Here is a 22,154-nt window from a genome sequence, read left to right as displayed (position 1 = left end):
AAAATCTACTTTTCCAGGTCTTCCAGCAGCTGGCTGATCTTCAAAAGCCTTTCGTTGGAAGCATTTATATTTTTCTCGTTGTTCTTGGCAGAAACTTCAGCACTGGTACCCAGTTTCAGGGCACACATTGCCAGCGCATCCTGCTTATCTCTGACATCGAAATTAAGTTCAAAATCTTTAATCATTGCTTCAATCTGCTTCCCTACCTTGCGGAGTGTTTCCTCCTCAGCGGCAGGCACATTCAGCGGATAAACCCTTCCGGCCACATTGATGGTGATTCGCCTCACGTCCATTACAGTCCACTGTTTTGAAGCTCTGCAATACAAAAATCCACTTCCTTGATCAACCGGTTGATATGACTCTTCATTAGCCTGTTATGTTCGGGATTTCCTGCTATTGCTGAATAAAGTTTTATTTTCTTCTGTTCTTCTGCGAGTACTTGGTTTTTTTTCCGCTCTTCATCATATTTAAACTGCAGCTCTTCGTGCTCTTTTTCCAGATCCTTATATTTGGTATAAAGATTACGGTAATCCTTACTAACATTAGAAATTTTTCTTTCTAATTCAGAAAAATTATTTTCTAATTCTTTTAGCATTCCGCGTCTTTAAAATTCTAACATTTAAGCAAAAGTATAAAATTAAATTGAAATCAGGTACTTTACCCGGCAGTATTTTCAGGAGAAAGCATAAAAAAAGAAGGCTAAATAAACCTTCTTTCCTATAGATTGTATAAATTGTCTTATTCAAATTTAAGAATAAACATAAAAGCTCTGGATTGTGCCGTGCTAATTGATTTTGCCCAGTACGGTGGCGTTGCCGGATCATCGGAAACCATTTCATTATTCAGGAAGAAAGTCCCTCTGAAGCCCGGCGTCAGTTTAAACCGGTTAAAGTAAATCTGAACACCCATTTCCGCCGACCATGCAAAATTATGTGTTGTGGAACGGAAAACACCCTGAAGGTTGTCGTCGCTGTTATTTGCATTGGACTGCAGGTTCATAATGTAATTTACACCTGCGGCAGCATAGGCGCGGGTATTGTACCAGCGGTCGCCGTGTACCTCGATCATCGCAGGTATATCCAGCATGGTTGCCTTGATGTTGCGAACCTTATCTGCTTCAGTAAGCTGTTTTGGAGTAAACGGAGGATTGGTAAGCGTACCCGCGGAATATTGGTCATTGCTCTGAGTTTCAAAACGAAGCTCTCTCTGAATGAACTGCAGTCCCGGCTCCAGTCTTAAGTCAAAATGGTCGTTAAGGCGCATCTTACCAATCAGGCCGGCACCAAATCCGTAGCTGGGCTTGGAGGTTACGAGATTGTGGTTAACATCCATCCCGTATCTGGGATCCAGTACCAAACGGTAATCATACATTGCCCCATTAAGATAAAAGCCCCAGCTGAATTTCTGTTGGTCAAAACTTTCCAGTTTATCCATCCGGTTTCTTGTACGGAACTGCGCATCTGCAAAAGTGGCAAATGCCAACGACGACAGGACCAAAGACTTAAATAAAATTCTGTTCATGTGTTATATTAATTTTTACAACATCCCGCGCTGCCGCCGGATATCACTTGGTAGCTTTATAAATTGTGGCAATGCCTAAACTCAGCTTCTTAAATTCAACATTTTTAAATCCTGTTTCCAGCAGGATATTCTTCATCTTCTCTCCATACGGAAATGCATTTACCGAATCCGGCAGATAGCTGTAAGCTCTGTGATCCTTAGAGATCAGCTTGCCGATTCTGGGCAGGATATTCCTGAAATAAAACATATAAAACGGTCCCAGGAAGCCTTCCACCTTAGAAAATTCCAGTATGTACACGCTTCTGTTCTCTTTAACAACCCTTCTAAGTTCAGCGAGCCCTTTGTTCAGATTTTCAAAATTACGGACCCCGAACGCCACTGAAACCGCATCAAAGCTGTTATCTTCAAAAGGAAGGTTCTCTGCATCACCTTTCTGCATGGAAATTCTGCCGTCTAAATTAAGTTTTTTTATTTTAACCAGACCAACATTTAACATTTGCTGAGATAAATCCAACCCTACGACCTCGGCCTGTGTTCCTTTATGGACTGCAATCGCCAGATCTCCGGTGCCGGTAGCCACATCCAGAACCTTTTCCACGGAATCCTTCTTCATCCACTTTACAAGTGTATTCCGCCAGGCTACATCAATTTTCATCGAGAGTACATGGTTCAGCAAATCGTATTTGGGAGCGATGTTGTCAAACATATCCTCCACTTCACTTTTTTTGCTGGCATCCGAATTATAGGGTTTTATCTGTTCCAAATCTGTTAATTAAAATTGATAATAATCTTTGTAGTAATTCAGGAAATCCTGTTTACGGAATATTTTGGTGCGAGCTTCCACTTTCTGTATGTTCTTGATCACCGGGTCATACCGCTCGTCCAGATTGTAATAGAAATCCTCTGTATATAAGCTGTTGAAGAGCTTAGGTGCACCGTGGTACGCCTTGCCGTCAATCATTGTAGTACCCAGAGCCAAAAGCAGAGAATCACGTTTCAGGTCATAACCATAATACTGGGTATTGATGTAATAATCCTGGTGACTGATGTTAAGCAGACCACGCACTTTGTTTACAGTAAAGGCAGAATCGTAAATCATGCTTTTCTTCTCATCATAAACCTTTATCCGGTTCGTGCCTTTAGGCAGGTCCACTTTTATATACTGCCCTGCAGTGATAATACGTTCAGCATCGTCATTAATCCTGAAATAATAGATCTCAGGAGTAGGATTGTCCACCAGGTAATAGTCTTTCTTGGAAAGGAAAAGAAAATAGACCCCAAACGCCATAATTACGAATAAAACGGAAATTATAAAGCCTGTAAGGGCGGGGTTTTTTTTCATTGTTTTTCGGTGATATTTCTGCAAATTTAGTAATATTTTTGGTTCTGTCCTGTTAGATTTTAATTCTTACATTTGCAGGTATATTTTTATTTAAATGCCGAGTACAATAATAATAGGTTCAGGAAGCTATCTTCCGCCAAGAGTAGTAGGTAGAGACCATTTCCTGGACAGTGAATTCTATACCGAAGAAGGCCAGCGCATCGATAAACCAAATGCCGAAATCATAGACAAATTCGTAGAAATCACGGAGATCGAGACCCGCAGATATGTGGATGACACCCAAATGAATTCCGATATCGGTCTTATCGCGGCTCAGGAGGCAATAGAGGACGCGCAAATCAATCCTGAAGAACTTGATTATATTATTTATGCCAGTAATTTTGGTGAGGTAAGCGAGAGCTCACGCTCTAACTTCATGCCTAATATGGCCGCCCGTCTGAAAAAGAAACTGGGCATCAGGAACAGAAAGTGTATTACCTATGATATGATCTTTGGCTGTCCGGGCTGGGTGGAATCCATGATTATGGCCAACCACCTAATTAAAGCCGGTGCAGCGAAAATGATCCTGGTGGTAGGTGCCGAAACGCTGAGCCGCGTAACTGATCCCTACGACAGGAACAAGATGATTTTTGCTGACGGTGCCGGTGCCGTTGTAGTGCAGGCCACTGAAGAGGAAAATGTAGGTATTCTGGAGCATAATACCATCTGCGATAATGACGCAGAACTTAATTTTCTGGAAAATGCACCTTCACTGAACAAAGAAGCCAGTCAGATTCCGCTTTATGTTCGTATGCAGGGACGGAAGATCTACGAATATGCGTTGAAGAACGTTCCCGCTGCAATGAAAGCTACCCTTGACAATGCAGGGTTGGAAATATATGATATCGATAAGATCCTCCTGCATCAGGCCAATGCCAAAATGGACCATGCAATTATAGACCGTCTTATGAAACTGTACGGGCACAGCGATTATGACCGCATTATCGCCCCCATGACCATTCAGTTTTTGGGCAACTCATCCGTGGCTACTGTTCCTACCATGTTCAATATGATCAAAAAAGGTAAAATGAAGGGTCATAAGTTCAGGGACAAAGGCAACATCCTGCTCGCTTCCGTAGGCGCTGGTATGAACATCAACTGTATTGTCTACCGTTTCCCGTAAAAAAGATCACATAAATCAATTTAGGCACAAATTTTTCTGATTTTTGTGCCTTTTAGTTTTTATCCCTATGCAAAGGAATTTTCTGATATTCACTGTCCTTATCTTCTTTCTGGAATTTTACGTCTTTCAGGCTTTCCGGAATATTTTTGACAAAGGCGCAGCTCGGAACATGTACTGGATCATTACCATACTTACCTATACCACTCTGGTTTACCTTATTCTTACACTGGACCGCGCTGACCGTGAGCATCACCGTATACAGATCATCGTATCTGTTTTTCTGATCTTTGTTCTTCCTAAACTCTTGGTGGTTGTAATGTTACTAATAGACGACATACTGAGACTTTTTCAGTTTGGTTATCAATTCGTGACCTCTAACCCTACGTCGGAATATCCGGAACGCCGGAAATTCCTGAGCTTGGCCGGTATAGGTTTATTCGGACTGGCGGCAGGGCTCTTTGCCGATGGAATTATATTTGGAAAGTACCGTCACAAAGCGCGTAAGGTAAAGCTTAAAATTCCGAATCTCCCTTCAGGACTTAAAGGATATCGAATCGTGCAAATTTCCGACCTTCACAGCGGCAGTTTTTTTAACCCTGAGAAATTAAGACCCGCGATTGAACTGATCAACAGTCAGCAACCGGATCTTGTGCTGTTCACCGGTGACGTAGTTAATAACTATGCGGAAGAATTCTCACGGTTTATCCCGCTTTTTTCCGAGATTAAGGCACCTGACGGTAAGTTTGCGGTTCTGGGCAATCATGATTACGGAAAATATGGCGAGTGGGCGTCTGAAGAAGAACAGAAGGCAAATGTTCCCAACCTGATCAAACTTCTGAAAAAAGCCGGTTTCGAAACCCTTCTAAACGAACACCGGAAACTGACCGTTGCAGGTGCGGACCTTTTCGTGATAGGCGTTGAAAACTGGGGCATCAAGCCTTTTCCGCAATATGGAGACCTTAACAAAGCGACCAAAGGCATACCGTCCGACGCGATAAAAGTCTTGATGAGCCATGATCCGTCACATTTTGATGAAGTGGTGAAAAAGCATCCATCCAATGTGCAGCTCACCGTCTCGGGCCATACGCACGGAATGCAGTTTGGGCTGGACTTGAAAAACATCAAATGGAGTCCCGTGCAGTACCGTTATAAGAAATGGGCAGACCTATATGAAAGTGAAGGCAGATATCTCTATGTGAACAGGGGATTCGGTGTGATTGCCTACCCCGGACGGGTGGGTATAGATCCCGAGATCACCGTGTTTGAACTTAGTTAAATTTTAAAGGGACCGCAATATGCAGTCCCGTCTTTTATGGCAAATATAAAAAGTGTTAACTTAAAGTATTATTTAATTAAATCCTCTTCTCAACTGATTTTCTGATAGTTGATTTAGATTATTTAAACCAAATTCTATTTCTCTAATTTTACTTTTAGGTTCTTAAGCATGTCCTTTGTCATATCCGTAATATCGAATTCATAGTTCAGTCCCCAGTCTTTTTTTGCCACGCTGTCATCAATGGATGAAGGCCAGGAATCGGCAATTGCCTGACGGAAATCCGGGTTGTAATCAATTTCAAACTCAGGCATTTCTTTCTTGATTTCTGCTGCAAGCTCCTGGGGAGTAAATGACATTCCGCCGAGATTATAAGAGAAACGAACCGTCAGATTTTCGGAAGGAGCCGACATGAGCTGGAGTGTGGCGTTGATCGCATCGTCCATATAAAGCATAGGCATAGCAGTTTCTTCGGAGATAAAGCTGGTATAGCTGCCTTTTTCCACAGCTTCATAGAAAATTTCAACGGCGTAATCCGTGGTTCCACCTCCGGCAGGTGTTTTCCAGGAAATAAGTCCGGGATAACGGATGCTCCTTACATCCACACCATATTTATCAAAATAATATTCGCACCATTTTTCACCGGCCATTTTGGAGATGCCGTAAACAGTTGTTGGGTTCAAAACTACGTCCTGCCCTACATTATGCTTGGGAATTCCTTTACCGAAAACTGCAATAGAACTTGGCCAGAAAATCTTTTTCAGCAAACCTTCCCGCGCAAGTTCACAGAAATTGAGCAAAGGCTCTACATTAAGTTTCCAGGCAAACAGCGGTTGCTTCTCGGAGGTTCCGGAGAGCAGTGAAGCGAGATGATACACAGTTGTAATTTCGTAGTCCTTCACCACCTGCCTAACAAGTTGAGTATTGGATACGTCCATCCTTTCATAATAGCCTGCAGAGGTAAGGTTTTTGTCGTAACGGTCCAGTCCGGAAGCTACCACATTTTCGGCGCCATGAATTTCAACAAGTCTGTTGGTGAGCTCAGTTCCAATTTGCCCAAGGGCACCTGTAATCAGGATTTTTTCCGTGTAGGACTCCATGCTTTTTGTTTAGAAATTAGATACCGGCAAATTTAGAAAAATTGAGACGTTAATAAAAGTATTCTTTACTTTTGATAAAACTTCCTGTGATGAAAAATATGCTTTTGTTTATTCTGTTTTGGCCGGTTATCACGCTTGCGCAGTTCACCGAAATCAATGTGGTAAAGGAAGTACGTACTAAAGATAAAGGTGTGGTTGTAAGCGCTCATCCGCTAGCAAGTGAAGTTGGCGCAGGCATATTACGGCTTGGCGGCAACGCTTTTGATGCAGCCGTCGCAACCCAGCTGGCTCTGTCAGTGGTTTATCCGCAAGCGGGAAATCTGGGCGGCGGAGGTTTTCTGGTCGCGGTAAAAAGCAGCGGCGAAAAATTCACCCTGGATTACCGCGAAACTGCACCGGCAAAAGCTTCACGGGATATGTACCTGGACAAACAAAACAATGCCGATACAGACCTGTCCCAAAACGGCAGGCTTGCCGTTGGCGTACCGGGTTCTGTAGCAGGAATGTTTGCTACTCTAAAACACTGCAATCTGCCGATGGATGTCCTAATACAGCCTGCCATAGAGCTTGCAGCGAAAGGATTTACTATAACAGCGCGTGAAGCAGCTTTGCTTAACCGCGAAATGCCTCAATTCAATAAACACAATAAAATTCCGTCCGTATTTCAGAAAAGAGGGTTCTGGAAGCAAGGAGATTTGCTGGTCCAGAGGGAACTGGCTGAAACACTGACAAGTATACAAAAGAATGGCGCCAAAGGATTCTATGAAGGCAAAACTGCAGAATTGATTGTTGCCGAAATGAGACGGGGCAACGGCATCATTGAACTGCAGGACCTGCGGAATTATAAAGCTGTTGAACGGCAACCCCTGCTTTTCCGTTATAAAGAGAATGAAATAGTATCCATGCCTTTGCCTTCAAGTGGCGGAATATTGCTCGCGCAAATGCTGAAGATGTCGGATTTTGAAAACCTCGGAAAGTTTACTCATAACTCACCTGAAGCTGTCCAGATCATGGTGGAGGCTGAGCGCAGGGCTTTTGCTGACCGTGCTGAATTTATGGGTGATCCGGATTTCAGTGAAGACAGGACCCAAATGCTGATTTCTGAGGAGTATCTGAAGAAACGCTGGGAAAATTTTGACAGAAATTTCGCAACTCCGAGTGCTGCTGTAGGTAAAATCACAGCGCTGCCTGAAGAATCTGCGGAAACAACCCATATCTCAATACTGGACCGGGAAGGAAATGCGGTATCTGTCACTACCACACTCAACGGATTATATGGAAGTAAAGTGGTTGTAGCAGGCGCAGGATTTTTCATGAATAACGAAATGGATGACTTCTCAGTTAAACCCGGAGTGCCCAATATGTTTGGAGCTGTAGGAGGCGAAGCCAATGCCATACAACCGGGTAAAAGGATGCTGAGCTCAATGACACCCACTATTGTTATGAAGAAGGGTAAACCGTTCATCATTGTAGGAACACCGGGCGGTACTACAATTCCAACCTCCGTGTTTCAGTCGATCGTAAATATTGTAGATTTCGGGTTAAACCCATCAGAAGCCGTAAATTCGCCCAAGTTTCACCATCAGTGGCTGCCAGAGGGCGTCCTTGTTGAAAGGACGTTTCCAGAAAAGACAATAGAGTCACTGATCAAAAAGAATTACAGTTTTGTTAAAACGGAACAGATTGGCAGGACAGAATTAATCGTCATTGATGATACGGGAATGACGACAGCAATTGCTGACAGTCGCGGCGATGATTCTGTAGGTTTAGAGTAGAATTAGTTTATATAATAGATTGAATATAGAGCCCTTATATTTTAATGTCTTACATGGCTAATGTTCTCCAAACAGCAAGAAATTATTTTAAATGGATTTTAATACTTGGTCTTTTGCCATGCATTCTATCATTTCTGCTGTATCTTCAAATCAACGATATCTCACAGAGCAAAGATGATTTCAATATATCAACAGGAAAAATTGACATTGTGGGCTTCACAGAAAGAGTTCATAAAGGGAATGCCTACAAAAGACTTCCTATTAAAAGCAAAACTAAAGTTCTTTTTGTTAAATTAAAAGGAAATGGCAACTTGTATTCCTTCTTATCAAAGGATGAGAAGCAATATGACAAGATTTTCTCCATCCTTAACGAGGACGATCTGGTGAGAATTTACCACAGTCCACCCGTTAAAACTCAGAATACCATTGACATTATTCAGCTTGAAAAAGATGATGATGTTTTAATTGACAAATCTATTTTTGACGAAAAAAGGTATGGACAAATAAAAATCACTTTAATAATTTTAGCCGTGTACTTTGGCTTTCCGCTTTTATTTTTTATTCTATCGGTTATTGAGCAACGAAAAATACATGGTAAGCAATAAAAGACTTTTCTTGAAGTATGTTTCGGGCAAATTTTGTTACGCACCGGCAAGTTTTCGCAGCATCCCGTTAAAAATAAGCCCGTGGAACGGCAGGACTGCATACCAGTACAGTCTGCCGGACAAACCCAATGGCCTGAACGTTGCCTCCTGATGCAGTACTCCATCTTTTATTCTGAATTCGAGCCAGGCTTCGCCCGGAACTTTCATTTCAGCAAAAAGTAAAAGCCGTTTTTCTTCCTTACTGGCATAAAGCACCCTCCAAAAATCTACAGAGTCTCCGGCTTCCAGCTCACTGTGATTCCGCCGGCCCCGCCGAAGTCCTACACCTCCAAATATCTTATCAAGAAAACCACGGATCCGCCACAGGAAATCGGCATAATACCAGCCGGTCTTGCCGCCAATACTGAAAATTCGCTCCAGTGCAGAATCTTCATTGTCAACCGTCATGGAACGGACATCTTTGAAACAGCCTTTGGACGGCACTTCAAGATATTGCCAGACATTACGAGCATGAAAGGTCCCACTGAATGAATCGTACCAACTGGACAGCACATCATTCTGTTTAATCTTGTCAAAAGCCATCAGAATCGCCTCGCGGTACGAAAAAAGCTGAATACCAAGATCCTCAGCAAGCGTATTGTTACTGGCTATTACGTTGATCTTCATACTATCCACCAGGTTCTTTGCCAGGGGATAACTCGTACTTGTAATAAAGTAAAGCCAATAGGAGGACAGCTTGGGCGTCATTATCGGCACCATGTAGATGTGCCTTTTCAGTCCGCGTACCTCCGCATATTGCAGCAGCATTTCTTTGTAAGTCAGGATATCGGTACCCGCAATATCATAATTTTTGTTGAAAGTAAATTCCTTGCCCAGAACACCCACCAGAAACTGGATCACGTTCCGGATTGCGATGGGCTGACATTTCGTGTTCAGCCATTTTGGAGCAATCATTACCGGAAGTTTCTCTACAAGGTCGCGTACGATTTCAAATGAAGCACTGCCTGAGCCCACTATGATTCCGGCACGCAGACTCGTAAGTGCATATCTGTCACTTTTAAGCGACTCTTCTACCCTCTTCCGCGATTCCAGGTGCCTGGAGAGTTTCTGTTCGTTCACTATTCCGGTCAGGAAAATGACCTGCTTTACGCGAGTTGCTTCCATAGCCGTACGGAAATTATCGGCGGACTGCTGCTCCTTTTTGGCAAAATCGCCTTCGCCTGAAGACATGGAATGCACAAGATAATAGGCTGCATCTAGATCTGCAGGAATATTGTCCAGCGTGGCGGAATCCAGGAAGTCATTCTGTACAACCTGCAGACGGTCCATGTGATTCTGGTAAAGCCTGGTACTGAATCGCTTGGGATCGCGCACGGAACAAACTACAGTATGCCCCTCTTCCAGAAGCTGTATGAGTAAACGTTTGCCAATGTAACCTGTGGCACCGGTAAGAAAAATTTTCATTTAGAGAAGAGTTTCTGCAGTATTCTGTATCGGCTTTCAAATATGAAAACCACACGCTTTTTTACAGCTTCACCTGCAAGTATGTCGCCAAAGATGCCTAAGGGCATTTTAAAATTCACTATGTCTTTCATCAGGACACGTCCGTCACCGGTTTCGGTAAAATGGTGCTCATGATGCCACATGGCATAAGGACCGAAGCGTTGTTCATCCACAAAAAATCTCTTAGGGACAAAGTGTGTAATCTCGGTAATCCAGTTGCTTTTGATTAATGGAATTATTCCGATTTTATAGGTAATAATCTGTCCCTGGTACGTATGCTGGCCCGGACTGTTGGTAATACTGAATTTCATTTCTGAAGGGGTGATCCGGTCCAGATTGCCTGGAACAGTGAAAAACGCCCAGGCTTCATCCAACGATATAGGAAGTTCCTGCTCTGAAGTTAGGGTGTAGATGCCGGACTGTTTAACTACTTTAAGCTTCATTTTTATAGGGTTAAAGGTTTCTGCCATCTCAGTTTAAAATATTCGAACACCAAAACGATACCGTACAGCAGAGCAAAACAGTAGAAACTGTCCTCCAGTGGCATAGTTCCCACACGGATTCCCAGATTCTCAGCATCATCATAAAACACCACGGGCTCAGCTGAATAGTTGCCGGTTAGGGCATTGTTAACAAAGAAAAAAGGGATGTATATGATGGCAAAACTTAAATAAAACCGCGAAGCAAATTTCCACCGGAAAATCAGCTGAAAAAGCGTCAGCAATGAGAAAAGACCAAATGCGGTGACAGTATAGATCTTATCTGTGTTAAGAGCAGCAATGGCCGCGCTCAGAACAAACAGGAAAAGGGAGATATAATGAGTGACAGATTTACTGAGTACAAGTTTTGGGAGAAAATACTCCATTGCGTAATGGATAAAGACGCTCGCATAAGGTATAAGAAGAAAGAAGAGGTATTCCTCCAACGGCATCCCTATAATGCGGAGACCAATAAGATAGTCATCATTAAATCCCCAGACACCCATTTCTGTGAACCAGATATCCCAGGCAATAAAAAACAGTCCAACAATGAATATCGCCGAAAAAAAAGGTTTCCAGTATTGGATGAAATGCATTCTTTTTCGTTCGAAACTGAAAAGAAACGGAATGCAGAAACTCAGAAGATCAAGTAACAGATAGTAGTAATGCTGCAAGACGGATAATTATTTTGTTGATGATTTTGCTTCGCGGAAGTAGCGCAGCGGCACGAACAGCATGCCGAAACATTCGCCGTCTTCCTTTCCCAAATGTTTATGATGAATCTTATGTGCTTTTCTCAGTGCCCGGAAATACCAGTTATTGGTTTTGTCGAACCACTTGAAACGGCGGTGAATAAGGACATCATGCACCATGAAATAGCACATGCCGTACAGAAAAACGCCCAATCCTACAAAGAACAGCCAGTTGAGGCCATACCAGCTACCAAAATAACATAATAGCATACAAGGAACAGCGAATACAACGAAAAAGAAATCATTTTTCTCGAAAACATGCGGATATCCGGGCTGATGATGGTCCTCATGAAAATACCAACCCAGCCCGTGCATAATGTACTTGTGCGTAAGCCAGGTAATCCCTTCCATACCTACAAATACAGCAACAGTAATTAAAATATAAAAAAGAACTTCCATTATTTACATCTTAAAATATGACTTTATTTTCCTTATCAGGTAAGCATCTGAAGTGCGTTTCATTTCAGATAAGATAAACTTTCTGTCCGCGGCCAAATCGGAGCGATAACCTAATACCGCAGGTGCCTGATCCTGACTCATAAAACGTATAAAACGGATCTCCAGATTTTTTGGATCCTTCCTCACCGCTTCCTCCAGCACTTTTTGACCTTTGCTGAAATAATAATACTGGGTGATGGGATTGGTTGAATGTTTGGCCATCAGAAAATTTCCAAGAGCAAAGAATGCCAGGGCAATAGGTTTACGACTTGAATCATAGCTCCTGCGGGAATCTTCAAAAAGCGTTTTGGAGGCCGAATCCGAATGCTCAGCCTGCTGCATAAGTTTACGGAACCGCTCAAGATCCTGACTACTGGCCAGCACAAACGAACTGAACAAAACTAAGGCAAATAACTTTTTCACAGCCGCACCAAATTTAGGTTCTTATTAAGCAACATCTCGCCAAAAAGGTAAATCTTCCTTGCATTGGACACCCTGATTCTTTTGGTGAGCAGCAGTGCCGGCTCGGTATTCCTGATCTTCCGGAACAGGTTCAGATAATATTTATAAGCCATAAAAACGGCCACCCTACTGGAAATAGGCAGCATTTTAATGCCAATGAAGGCATGAGCGAAATCTCTGGCAATGTCTTCCTCTATCCTCTGTTTGTCGCCCAGGCTGAACTTACTGAAATCCACCTCAGGGAAGTAGGTTCTGTTCAGGTCATTGAAATCGGCTGCAATATCCCGCAGAAAATTTATTTTCTGAAAGGCCGCACCCAGGCTTTGAGCATACGGCTTCAGTCGCTCATATTCTTCGTCGTTTCCGTCCACAAAAACCTTCAGACACATTAAACCTACCACTTCAGCACTTCCGTAAATATATTCATTATAGCGCAAATCATTGAAATCCCGTATATCGCCAAGGTCCATACGCATGGAATCTAAAAATGAATCCACCAAATGAGCAGGGATGTTTTTTTCATGCAGGGTGCGGCAGAACGAGTGCAGTATGGGATTTAAAGAAATCCCTTTGTCGGCTGCGCTGCGGTAACAGGATTCAAATTCTGCCAGAAGCTGGGCCTTATCATACCCGTGGAAAGTATCAACAATCTCATCGGCGAATCTCACGAAACCGTAAATATTGTAGATATGCTGTCTGATGTCAGGTTTAAACAGTGTGGACGCCCATGCAAATGAGGTACTGTATTTTTGCGTCACCATCTTTGAGGACAGGCCGCAAACTGTGTGGAAAATGTCAAGATTATTCATAGGTATACTGTGGGTGATTTGGTGATTTGTGTTCTTTACAAATATACTCAGCGACAACTTTTCCCGAAATAAGCGCGGGCGGAACTCCGGGGCCCGGCACCGTGAGTTGTCCCGTATAAAAAAGATTGCTTAGTTTCCTGTTGTCAATTCTCGGCCTCAGCACGGAAGTCTGCAGAAGCGTGTTGGCAAGACCGTAGGCATTGCCCCTGCAGGAATGATAGCGCTCTTTGAAATCCTGCACACCGAAACTCTTCTTAAAAGCAACAGCGTCCCGCAGGTCTTCACCCGTGTTTTTTCTGATGCGCTCCAGAATCAGATCAAAGTAGCGGTCATGAATTTCCTGCGAATCCTGAAGGTCCACAGCCACGGGAATGAGGAAAAAGCCTACTTCCTTATCAGGATCGCAAAGCCCCTGATCTGTTTTGCTGGAGAAATTCGCGTAAAAAAGAGGTTTTTGGGGCAATGCACCGGTATCATAGATTTCACGGGCATGCTCCTCAAAATCGGTGTCAAAGAAAAGGTTATGATGCTGCAACTTCGGCACTTTTCTGTTGAATCCCACATAATACAGGAACGATGAAGGAGCAAAAGTCTTCTTCTGCCAGTAAGATTCTGAATAATTCCGCAGGCCGCTGTGGAGTAAAGTTTCGGTATGGGCGTAATCGGCGCCGGAGATCACAACATCTGCATAATAAGTGGAGTTCTGAGTAGTTACGGATTTCACCTTGCTTTCCTGGCAGTCTATCGACTTCACCTCTTCATTAACCTTAAATGCTACCCCAAATTCAACCGCCAGTTGATGAATTCCCCTTGCAACCGCGTTGAAGCCACCTTTCGGATACCAGGTGCCCATGCCGAAATCCGCATGGTTCATAAAGTTGTAAAAAGCAGGAGTATCCGACGGTTTTGCGCCCAGAAAGAGCACGGGAAATTCCAGAATGCTGCGTAACTTAGGATTCTTAATGTTGCGGCGGACAGTTTGTGAAATATTCTGAAAAAATAAGGGAAGACGTGCAGCTGTTTCCGGACTTACCAGTTCAAGCAGGGATTTACCGGGATTGTACACAAGGTCCGTCATGGCTACTTTGTAATTAGCCTCTGCTTTTTCCATAAACCTGCGAAGATGAGCGCCACTACTGGGTTCTAAATTTTCAAATGTCTGGATAATGCTTTCAGGATTATCCGCGATGTCTATGTAATCATCTTCGCCAAAATATACCCTGTAGGCAGGTGAGAGCTTTTCCAGTGTATAATAATCCTCAACCCTGCGGTCAAAATCAGCAAAAAACCTTTCGAAAATATCAGGCATCCAATACCAGCTGGGTCCCATATCGAAGCGGAAGCCATCGCCTTCCAGCATGGAAGCGCGTCCGCCGATCTGCTCATTTTTCTCCAGGACCGTTACCTCATAACCGGCCTTGGCCATATAGCAGGCACATGATAAAGATGAAAAACCGGATCCAATGATAACTGCTTTTTTCATAAGGGCTAAAATCAATTAGTACAAAAGTATACTTTTATACTTACTTTGGAAATATTTTTGACTATCTTTACAATAAGGAAAATCAATAATAAATATACTGTTTTTTTAAAGTACTGAATCACAATCTTTTTACAGGCGTCCATCTGCTGTATGGACTGCTTACGCTGCTGTTTGGCATCTGCCTGTATTCTCAGTATCTTTGCAGAGATTAATTTATATACAGGACCACAAGTTTCCTATAATGAGACGGTCTGAACTTAAATAAACGATGGAACTTCATCTTATCATTGAAATTCTGACAGAACTGGACCATTTTCAGAAAAGTCATCCACAAAACCAGCAAAGTCTGGAAGATTTCCGCATGCACCTTAACCAAAGAGCTTACCAAAGAGAGACTCCCAGGAATCTTTCTGAAAAATTTGACCTTAAGGTATATGATCTGGAGAATGAAATCGCCAAGCAGGTGATCATGCTTGGACGTTATTCCAAACAGCTTATCCGAAAATCACTGGAAAACCATCCTGCCCTGGCAAATGAGGATTTCACTTATCTGTTCCGGATGATGGATTATGAGAGCCTGACGAAAATGCAACTCATTGAAAAAAATGCGCACGAAAAGCAGACGGGCATTGAAATCATTAAACGTCTGGTAAAGAACGGCTTGTTTAAGGAAAGTCCTGATGAGAATGACAAGCGCAGCACACGGATTTCAGTAACGGAGAAGGGCCGCAATGTTTTTTTAGACTCCATGCAGGACATTACCAAAGTTTCCAGGATCATGTGTGGGCAACTCAGCCTCAAGGAAAAAGAAGCACTTCTTTCCTCACTTAAAAAACTGAATACTTTTCATCACACGGTTTACTCCAACTTCAAAAATGAAGACACCGATGAAATTATGAAAATGCTTTAAACTCCTCAAAAAAACCTGTCTGAAAATTTACACAACAATTTTCAGGCTTTTTGGCCATATTTTTATATGCACTGGCGAAGGTATTTTGACACCCTCACCATCCAGATGCCAGACATTACTATCGACCTCAAACCGGATTTCCGGCACGGACAGATATTTTATGTACTGATTTGGAATGAGTTTTTTTGAGAACATTCGGTATGCAAAAACCGGTGCGTGTATGAAAGGGAATTTCCGCACCAGGGCGATCTCCAGCAGTCCGTCACTATGGCTGGCGTGAGGTGCGATAAAGGCATTGTTACCAAACTGCCGGGTATTGGCCACGTTAATCATCAGATATTCGCCGTTGCAGTCACTGTATTTTTCTTCAAAACGTACCTTGATGGGTCTGTAACTCCTGTATTTTGCCACGGAAGTGCGGATGTAATTGGCAAAACCACGGGAGGTCTTCTCAAATGCCTGTATTACTTCGCCGTCAAAACCGGTACCTGAAACATTGACGGAAATCCTGCCATTCACCGTGAAAGTATCAATCTCCTCAACATTGCCTGCCTTTATTTTACCCAGCAAGTGATCCAGGCTTGAAGAAAATTTCATCTCACGAGAAAAACCGTTACCTGATCCTGCCGGAATTACAGCCAGGAGTTTTGAAGTGTTCAGCAGGTTTGAAGCTACACTGGATATGGTACCGTCTCCGCCAACTGCAACAAAAATATCTGCCTCATCAAAATTTTCCAGGATGAAATCATGTGTTGACTGTACCGACTGGGAAATATGGACAAGGGGATCCGGTATCCGGGCCTTTAGTTGTCTGAGAAAGTGGTCTGCACTGTTTTTTGCAGAACGTGGATTGATTATAAAAGCGGTGCGCAACATAGCTGCAAATGTAGATAAAGAAAAGCTAATTATTTGGCCGGTATACCCATGCGTTCTTTAAATTCTGGCTTCAGCGCTCCTGAAATCCTGGACAGCGGCAGTGCTATCTGAATTATTCCGGAAGCATAGGGTGCTATTTCATACTGCCCGTAAACGAAAGTAAGTGAATCCTGATCAAAAAAGAAATTTTGGGTATAGGTTAAAGTTGCCGGTTCGAAAAGCTCACCTTTACGCGAACCCAGATGTGCAAGCAATAGCTGATTCCACGGAACTGCTTCTAGATCAACAATATCCTCCAGTTTGATATTTTTTTGCTGAATAATATCGGCTGTCCTGTAATTCTCATACGCATACCCATGTGCGCCGCCGGTGTATCCATAACCGGTATACTGAACAGTCAGTAATCCGTGGTAATTACCGTGAACTTTCATCGCAGAATGCTGATCCCATTTTTGAGACCGTTCGGGCATAAAATCGCGGTAATCTGTACGGGAATCTACAAAGTAGCTGTGCATAAGGTCAGATGCGGCTTTCTGTACAGTAGTTTTAGAATAGTTGGGCAATACATTACCATCCTGGAAAAGTACATCAGCATAAAGAGTGTCCAGAACGGCCTTTTTCAAACCTTTGAACAGCAGCACATTCTGGCTGTATTCCAGCGTAAGCGTTGGGGAAATTACAGCGGAATCAGCGATTTTAAGCGAATCCACAGCAAAGGATACCTTCTCCCTGGCCGCTGTAGTATCCGTTTTGTTATATGAAGTGTCCGGCAGAGATTTTTCCACAGTTTTCTTGTTGCAGCTTGCAGAGAGAACGCCTGCAAGTGTCAGCGTACAAAGTAATTGTTTCATAGTCGTCATCTGAATTGAAATGCAAAAAACCGTCCAAGCCGGACGGTTTTACATATGGATCCAACTTAAATCAGACGTCAATACGTGCGTATTTAGCGTTCTTCTCAATGAATTCTCTCCTTGGCGGTACTTCATCACCCATTAACATGGAGAAGATCCGGTCGGCCTCACCTGCGTTGTCTATTGTTACCTGTTTCATCATACGGTGATCCGGATTCATTGTGGTTTCCCATAATTGTTCAGCGTTCATCTCACCGAGACCTTTATAACGCTGTACATCAACCCCTTTTCCGTCCGGAGACATTTCCAGGGTGTAATCTTCCCGCTCCTTTTCGTTCCAGGCATAAATCTTCTTATTACCTTTCTTCAGGAGGTAAAGTGGCGGCGATGCGATATACACGTAGCCCTGCTCTATAAGCTCCTTCATATAACGGAAGAAGAAGGTCAGGATCAGTGTGGAAATGTGTGAACCGTCCACATCGGCATCGGTCATGATCACTACCTTATGGTATCTCAGTTTAGAGAGATTGAGTGCTTTGCTGTCCTCTTCAGTTCCTACCGACACACCAAGAGCCGTATAGATATTTTTAATCTCCTCATTATCGTAGACCTTATGGATCATGGATTTTTCCACGTTCAGGATCTTACCGCGCAACGGAAGAATCGCCTGGAAATGACGGTCACGGCCCTGCTTGGCAGTTCCACCTGCCGAATCCCCCTCCACCAGGTAGATTTCTGAAATCGCCGGATCCTTGGAAGAGCAGTCTGCAAGCTTACCTGGAAGTCCGGCTCCGCCCATAGGTGATTTTCGCTGCACCATTTCACGTGCTTTCTTGGCAGCCTGCCGCGCTTTAGCCGCCAAAACTACTTTCTGCACAATCATCTTGGCTTCATTAGGATTCTCTTCCAGGAAATTGGTCAGCATTTCGCCCACGATCTTATCTACAGCTCCTGCGACCTCGGAGTTACCCAGTTTGGTTTTAGTCTGACCTTCAAACTGAGGCTCCATTACTTTCACCGAAATAATGGCTGTAAGTCCCTCACGGAAATCGTCGCCGGTCACTTCAACCTTTTCCTTGGCCGGTATACCCAGTTCATCGGCAAATTTCTTCAGTGTCCTGGTAAGTGCACGTCTGAAACCTGTAAGGTGTGTACCTCCCTCGTGGGTATTGATATTATTTACATAAGAATGTAAGTTCTCGTTAAACGACGTATTGTAGCGCATGGCCACCTCCACGGGAATATCATCCCTTTCGCCCTCCATGAAGATCACATTATCCATGATGGCCTCGCGGTTGCCGTCGATGAATTCAACAAATTCCTTAAGCCCGCCCTCAGAATAGAATGTTTCCTGCTGTAAGGATCCGTCTTCATTCTTTACCCTCTCGTCTGTAAGGGTGATGGAGATACCGCGGTTCAGGAAGGCCAGTTCGCGCAGGCGTGCGGCCAGAGTATCATAATTAAACAGTATTTCCTGAAAAATAGTTTCATCCGGTTCAAAGAATACTTCCGTACCTCTCCCGTCTGTTGTTCCAATCTCCTTCACCGGCCCCAGGGCTGCCCCACGTGAATATTTTTGCTGATATACCTTGCCGTCACGGTTTACGGTTGCCACAAGAGACACGGAAAGTGCGTTAACAACCGAAACACCCACACCATGCAAACCACCGGAGACCTTATAGGAATCCTTGTCGAACTTACCTCCGGCACCAATTTTGGTCATTACCACTTCCAGAGCTGATTTCTGTTCTTTTTCGTGGAAATCTACCGGAATCCCACGACCGTTGTCCTTTACGGAAATGGATTCTCCCTCATGTATGGTTACCGAAATGGTATCGCAGTGTCCGGCCAGTGCCTCGTCAATGGAATTATCCACAACCTCATAAACCAAATGATGAAGACCCCGTAAACCTACATCACCTATGTACATGGAAGGTCTCATCCGCACGTGTTCCATACCCTCCAGGGCCTGAATACTGCTTGCTGTATATTGTTTCTGACTCATACTGCTTGTTTTTGCCGCTGCAAATTAATGTGCAGCAAAATATTTATTTAATGTATAATTTAGTGATTGTTTTTGCGGTTTGCAAAGACCTACAAATATCGCGATTTTTACCCGGATATAAAAGTTAAAAAGTGTTATTTAAAGTAATGCTGTAAACCCGGAACACGGGAGTTATGTGAAAGGTACAGAGACCCTTTAAACAAAAATAACGGACCGAAGCCCGTTATTAAATTGATGGAGTGTATTAAACCAGGTAAATCAGGATTTCATCAGCCGATTTTTCAACCTTAATCATTTCAAATTTCGTAAGGTTTTTGGTCGCTTTATCCCATTTCTTACCGGACAGTTGTGCACGTTCCTTCACTTCGGAAAGCTTCATGGCTTCTTCCTGAGAGTTAAGTATTTCCAATATCACCTTTTCATCCTCCCCCAGCTCAACTTGCGGAACTGTTTTTTCGGGCTTCATCTGAGGAAAGAAAAGTACTTCCTGGATAGAAGCGTTATTGGTCAGGAACATAATTAACCTGTCCATACCGATCCCCAGACCTGAAGTTGGCGGCATCCCGTATTCCAGGGCGCGCAGGAAATCATTATCTATGAACATTGCTTCATCATCCCCCCTTTCAGAAAGTGCAAGCTGAGATTCAAAACGTTCGCGTTGATCAATTGGGTCGTTAAGCTCCGAATAGGCGTTGGCCACCTCCTTTCCGCAGATCATCAGTTCAAAACGTTCGGTAAGGCCTTCTTTACTGCGGTGCTTTTTGGTTAATGGAGACATTTCAACCGGATAATCAGTGATAAATGTAGGCTGAATGAAGTTACCTTCACACTTCTCACCGAAAATTTCATCGATGAGTTTTCCTTTGCCCATGGTTTCGTCCACCTCAATACCAATCGATTTAGCAAAATCGTAAAGTTCTTTTTCGGTTTTTCCTGTAATGTCAAAACCTGTAAACTTCTGGATGGCTTCCGTCATGGACACCCGTGGATAGGGAGCTTTAAAATCAATCTGGTTCTCGCCGAAGGTAGCAGTAGTGGTACCGTTTACCTGAACCGCACAGAATTCCAGCAGTTTTTCAGTGAAGTCCATCATCCAGTTATAGTCTTTATAGGCCACATAGATTTCCATCGCCGTAAATTCCGGATTATGGGTACGGTCCATGCCCTCATTTCTGAAATTTTTGGAAAACTCATAAACACCATCGAAGCCCCCAACAATAAGTCTTTTCAGATAAAGTTCATTGGCAATCCTTAAATACAGTGGAATATCAAGCGCGTTATGATGCGTGATGAAAGGCCTGGCAGCTGCACCACCGGGAATAGACTGAAGGATAGGTGTTTCTACCTCAAAATAGCCTGCATCATTGAAGAAGGTACGCATGGCGTTGAAAAGTTTTGTACGCTTAACGAATATCTCCTTTACATGTGGATTTACAGTAAGGTCTACATAACGCTGTCTGTAACGCAGTTCTGCATCATTAAATGCGTCATGGACCACTCCGTTCTCATCGGTACGTGGCTGCGGCAGCGGACGAAGGGATTTCGTAAGAATTTTGAAATTCTTTACCATTACGGTTTTCTCACCCACCTGAGTACTGAAAAGTTCACCTTCAATACCGATGATATCACCGATGTCCAAAAGGTGTTTATAAACTTCATTGTACAGGGTTTTGTCTTCACCTGTACAGATTTCATCCCTGTTAAAATAAACCTGAATCCTGCCTTCGGAATCCTGGAGCTCAGCAAAACTTGCCTTACCCTGAATCCTTCGGCTCATTAGTCGTCCCGCAATCTGCACCTGTTTACCTTCACTGAAATCGTCCTTTATACTTTTGGTAGTTGCTGAGATTTTATACTCCTCTGCCGGAAAAGCGTCAATACCCATTTTGGTAAGGGTTGCCAACTTTTCTCTTCTGATGATTTCCTGTTCTGATAACTGCATGTTTGCTTGCTTTTTAAGAGGGCAAATTTAGTTAAATTTCTGCAGTAAACGGAACAGCTGGGCATAAAAAAAGCAGCCGTACGGGCTGCTGTATATTGCTTAGCTAAGGCCTAATTTACCCGCAGACTCAGAATGTATTCCACCATCTTCTTTGCATTGTCACGGCTCATGCCGGGATGGGCAGACATTGGGACACTACCCCACACACCGCTGCCGCCATCAATTATTTTGCCGGCAAGCAGTTCAAGGTTTTCCGGACTGTTATCATATTTTGCCGCAATTTCAAGGTAGGAAGGACCGATAAGTTTACTGTCTGTTTTATGACAGGTCATACAGTCGGTTCCTTCTATAAGTGATTTACCTTCTGTTATTCTGGCCATGGGATCTTCCGCCTTAATTTCCTGAACCTTTTCCGGCGCAGAAGCTGGTGGTGCGTCAAAATCAGGAACAGAAGAAGTCTCTTTTTTAGCGCATGAAGTCATCAGCAGACCTGCAACTATACAGGCCATAAAAAATTTATTCATTCCCTGACGGCTTGGATTTATCTGTGGCTCCTGTAGAAGTAGTTCCCGCAGGATAGGGCTTAATTGTATCTCCGCTGGCATTTGGTCCAGGACCCTCGAAGGTGGAAGTTGCAGTGGGTTCGGAGATGGTTTGTGTTGTATCCATTTCAGAAACTTCCGGCTCGGCAAGCATCGTATTGCTGTCCTGCTTGTAAGTACTGTCTTTTTTGCTGCAGCTGGCTGCAATAAGTGCCGTGGCGAATGTTAATGTAAGTAGCTTTTTCATAATATCAAATTTGGACAAAAATAGGACATTAGGTTTTAATTTGCGGCTTTACACATAAAAAGAGCTCAAGAATTACA

Annotated in this window: 24 protein-coding genes; 5 read left to right on the top strand and 19 right to left on the bottom strand. The window is 43.4% G+C overall.

What is annotated here, in order from left to right; genetic code table 11:
* Nucleotides 1–5: 5 nt before the first annotated feature.
* From F7R58_RS04865 to F7R58_RS04845, 5 genes are all read right to left on the bottom strand, one after another.
* On the bottom strand, nucleotides 6–293 hold the full coding sequence (locus tag F7R58_RS04865) for a cell division protein ZapA (protein ID WP_158063821.1): 288 nt from the start codon (nucleotides 291–293) through the stop codon (nucleotides 6–8).
* Complete coding sequence (locus F7R58_RS04860) at nucleotides 293–595, bottom strand: hypothetical protein (RefSeq protein WP_158063820.1); 303 nt, start codon at nucleotides 593–595, stop codon at nucleotides 293–295. Before F7R58_RS04860 ends, F7R58_RS04865 begins: the two co-directional genes overlap by 1 nt.
* A 143-nt stretch (nucleotides 596–738) precedes the next feature.
* Entirely contained in the window at nucleotides 739–1,521 is a 783-nt protein-coding gene (locus F7R58_RS04855; RefSeq protein WP_158063819.1) for a porin family protein, read from the bottom strand.
* Nucleotides 1,522–1,564: 43 nt separating this feature from the next.
* Nucleotides 1,565–2,284, bottom strand: coding sequence for a bifunctional demethylmenaquinone methyltransferase/2-methoxy-6-polyprenyl-1,4-benzoquinol methylase UbiE (gene ubiE, locus F7R58_RS04850; RefSeq protein WP_158063818.1), 720 nt, complete (start codon nucleotides 2,282–2,284; stop codon nucleotides 1,565–1,567).
* A 9-nt stretch (nucleotides 2,285–2,293) separates the two neighbouring features.
* The gene (locus tag F7R58_RS04845) at nucleotides 2,294–2,863 is read right to left on the bottom strand and encodes a hypothetical protein (RefSeq protein WP_158063817.1); all 570 of its coding nucleotides are present in this window, start codon (nucleotides 2,861–2,863) and stop codon (nucleotides 2,294–2,296) included.
* 94 nt (nucleotides 2,864–2,957) lie between these two features.
* Between F7R58_RS04845 and F7R58_RS04840 the strand changes: the two genes are divergently transcribed.
* Entirely contained in the window at nucleotides 2,958–4,025 is a 1,068-nt protein-coding gene (locus F7R58_RS04840; RefSeq protein WP_158063816.1) for a 3-oxoacyl-ACP synthase III family protein, read from the top strand.
* Between the two features lie 67 nt (nucleotides 4,026–4,092).
* Nucleotides 4,093–5,301, top strand: coding sequence for a metallophosphoesterase (locus tag F7R58_RS04835; RefSeq protein WP_158063815.1), 1,209 nt, complete (start codon nucleotides 4,093–4,095; stop codon nucleotides 5,299–5,301).
* A gap of 134 nt (nucleotides 5,302–5,435) precedes the next feature.
* Here the strand turns inward: F7R58_RS04835 and F7R58_RS04830 are convergent, their stop codons facing one another.
* On the bottom strand, nucleotides 5,436–6,398 hold the full coding sequence (locus tag F7R58_RS04830; protein ID WP_158063814.1) for an NAD-dependent epimerase/dehydratase family protein: 963 nt from the start codon (nucleotides 6,396–6,398) through the stop codon (nucleotides 5,436–5,438).
* Nucleotides 6,399–6,487: 89 nt separating this feature from the next.
* Here F7R58_RS04830 and ggt point away from each other — a divergent pair, with 89 nt between their 5' ends.
* Nucleotides 6,488–8,173, top strand: coding sequence for a gamma-glutamyltransferase (gene ggt, locus F7R58_RS04825; RefSeq protein ID WP_158063813.1), 1,686 nt, complete (start codon nucleotides 6,488–6,490; stop codon nucleotides 8,171–8,173).
* 53 nt (nucleotides 8,174–8,226) lie between these two features.
* A complete protein-coding gene (locus F7R58_RS04820) occupies nucleotides 8,227–8,778 on the top strand; it encodes a hypothetical protein (RefSeq protein ID WP_158063812.1) in 552 nt (183 codons plus the stop codon).
* Between the two features lie 36 nt (nucleotides 8,779–8,814).
* Here the strand turns inward: F7R58_RS04820 and F7R58_RS04815 are convergent, their stop codons facing one another.
* The 7 genes from F7R58_RS04815 to F7R58_RS04785 are packed head-to-tail and all read right to left on the bottom strand — an operon-like array spanning nucleotide 8,815 to nucleotide 14,704.
* The gene (locus F7R58_RS04815) at nucleotides 8,815–10,242 is read right to left on the bottom strand and encodes an SDR family oxidoreductase (RefSeq protein ID WP_158063811.1); all 1,428 of its coding nucleotides are present in this window, start codon (nucleotides 10,240–10,242) and stop codon (nucleotides 8,815–8,817) included.
* Nucleotides 10,239–10,724, bottom strand: coding sequence for an SRPBCC family protein (locus tag F7R58_RS04810; protein WP_158063810.1), 486 nt, complete (start codon nucleotides 10,722–10,724; stop codon nucleotides 10,239–10,241). The genes F7R58_RS04815 and F7R58_RS04810 overlap by 4 nt, the downstream gene beginning before the upstream one ends.
* 2 nt (nucleotides 10,725–10,726) lie before the next feature.
* Entirely contained in the window at nucleotides 10,727–11,434 is a 708-nt protein-coding gene (locus tag F7R58_RS04805; protein ID WP_158063809.1) for a lycopene cyclase domain-containing protein, read from the bottom strand.
* A gap of 9 nt (nucleotides 11,435–11,443) precedes the next feature.
* Nucleotides 11,444–11,911, bottom strand: coding sequence for a sterol desaturase family protein (locus F7R58_RS04800; protein WP_158063808.1), 468 nt, complete (start codon nucleotides 11,909–11,911; stop codon nucleotides 11,444–11,446).
* 3 nt (nucleotides 11,912–11,914) lie between these two features.
* On the bottom strand, nucleotides 11,915–12,373 hold the full coding sequence (locus tag F7R58_RS04795; protein WP_158063807.1) for a hypothetical protein: 459 nt from the start codon (nucleotides 12,371–12,373) through the stop codon (nucleotides 11,915–11,917).
* Nucleotides 12,370–13,221, bottom strand: a complete 852-nt coding sequence (locus F7R58_RS04790; protein ID WP_158063806.1) for a phytoene/squalene synthase family protein — start codon at nucleotides 13,219–13,221, stop codon at nucleotides 12,370–12,372. The genes F7R58_RS04795 and F7R58_RS04790 overlap by 4 nt, the downstream gene beginning before the upstream one ends.
* Nucleotides 13,214–14,704, bottom strand: coding sequence for a phytoene desaturase family protein (locus F7R58_RS04785; RefSeq protein WP_158063805.1), 1,491 nt, complete (start codon nucleotides 14,702–14,704; stop codon nucleotides 13,214–13,216). Before F7R58_RS04785 ends, F7R58_RS04790 begins: the two co-directional genes overlap by 8 nt.
* 268 nt (nucleotides 14,705–14,972) lie before the next feature.
* On the opposite strand from F7R58_RS04785, the gene F7R58_RS04780 reads away from it, so the two are divergent.
* Nucleotides 14,973–15,614, top strand: coding sequence for a MarR family winged helix-turn-helix transcriptional regulator (locus F7R58_RS04780; RefSeq protein ID WP_158063804.1), 642 nt, complete (start codon nucleotides 14,973–14,975; stop codon nucleotides 15,612–15,614).
* Between the two features lie 27 nt (nucleotides 15,615–15,641).
* Here the strand turns inward: F7R58_RS04780 and F7R58_RS04775 are convergent, their stop codons facing one another.
* The 6 genes from F7R58_RS04775 to F7R58_RS04750 form a co-directional block, all read right to left on the bottom strand.
* Nucleotides 15,642–16,490 carry a diacylglycerol/lipid kinase family protein gene (locus F7R58_RS04775; protein WP_158063803.1) on the bottom strand — a complete coding sequence of 283 codons (849 nt, stop codon included), beginning with the start codon at nucleotides 16,488–16,490 and terminating at the stop codon, nucleotides 15,642–15,644.
* Between the two features lie 29 nt (nucleotides 16,491–16,519).
* Nucleotides 16,520–17,341, bottom strand: a complete 822-nt coding sequence (locus F7R58_RS04770; protein WP_187695264.1) for an RsiV family protein — start codon at nucleotides 17,339–17,341, stop codon at nucleotides 16,520–16,522.
* 70 nt (nucleotides 17,342–17,411) lie between these two features.
* Nucleotides 17,412–19,346 carry a DNA topoisomerase (ATP-hydrolyzing) subunit B gene (gene gyrB / locus F7R58_RS04765; RefSeq protein ID WP_158063801.1) on the bottom strand — a complete coding sequence of 645 codons (1,935 nt, stop codon included), beginning with the start codon at nucleotides 19,344–19,346 and terminating at the stop codon, nucleotides 17,412–17,414.
* A 244-nt stretch (nucleotides 19,347–19,590) separates the two neighbouring features.
* Nucleotides 19,591–21,288 (bottom strand): lysine--tRNA ligase, encoded by a 1,698-nt coding sequence (gene lysS, locus F7R58_RS04760; protein ID WP_158063800.1) that lies wholly within the window; start codon nucleotides 21,286–21,288, stop codon nucleotides 19,591–19,593.
* A 110-nt stretch (nucleotides 21,289–21,398) separates the two neighbouring features.
* The gene (locus tag F7R58_RS04755) at nucleotides 21,399–21,812 is read right to left on the bottom strand and encodes a c-type cytochrome (RefSeq protein ID WP_158063799.1); all 414 of its coding nucleotides are present in this window, start codon (nucleotides 21,810–21,812) and stop codon (nucleotides 21,399–21,401) included.
* Entirely contained in the window at nucleotides 21,805–22,077 is a 273-nt protein-coding gene (locus tag F7R58_RS04750) for a hypothetical protein (protein ID WP_158063798.1), read from the bottom strand. The genes F7R58_RS04755 and F7R58_RS04750 overlap by 8 nt, the downstream gene beginning before the upstream one ends.
* Nucleotides 22,078–22,154 lie beyond the last annotated feature (77 nt).

This window comes from Chryseobacterium sp. (assembly GCF_008831505.1).
GTDB lineage: Bacteria > Bacteroidota > Bacteroidia > Flavobacteriales > Weeksellaceae > Marnyiella.
The sequence above is the reverse complement of the archived record's forward strand: the minus strand, read 5'-3'. Positions and strand labels throughout refer to the sequence as shown.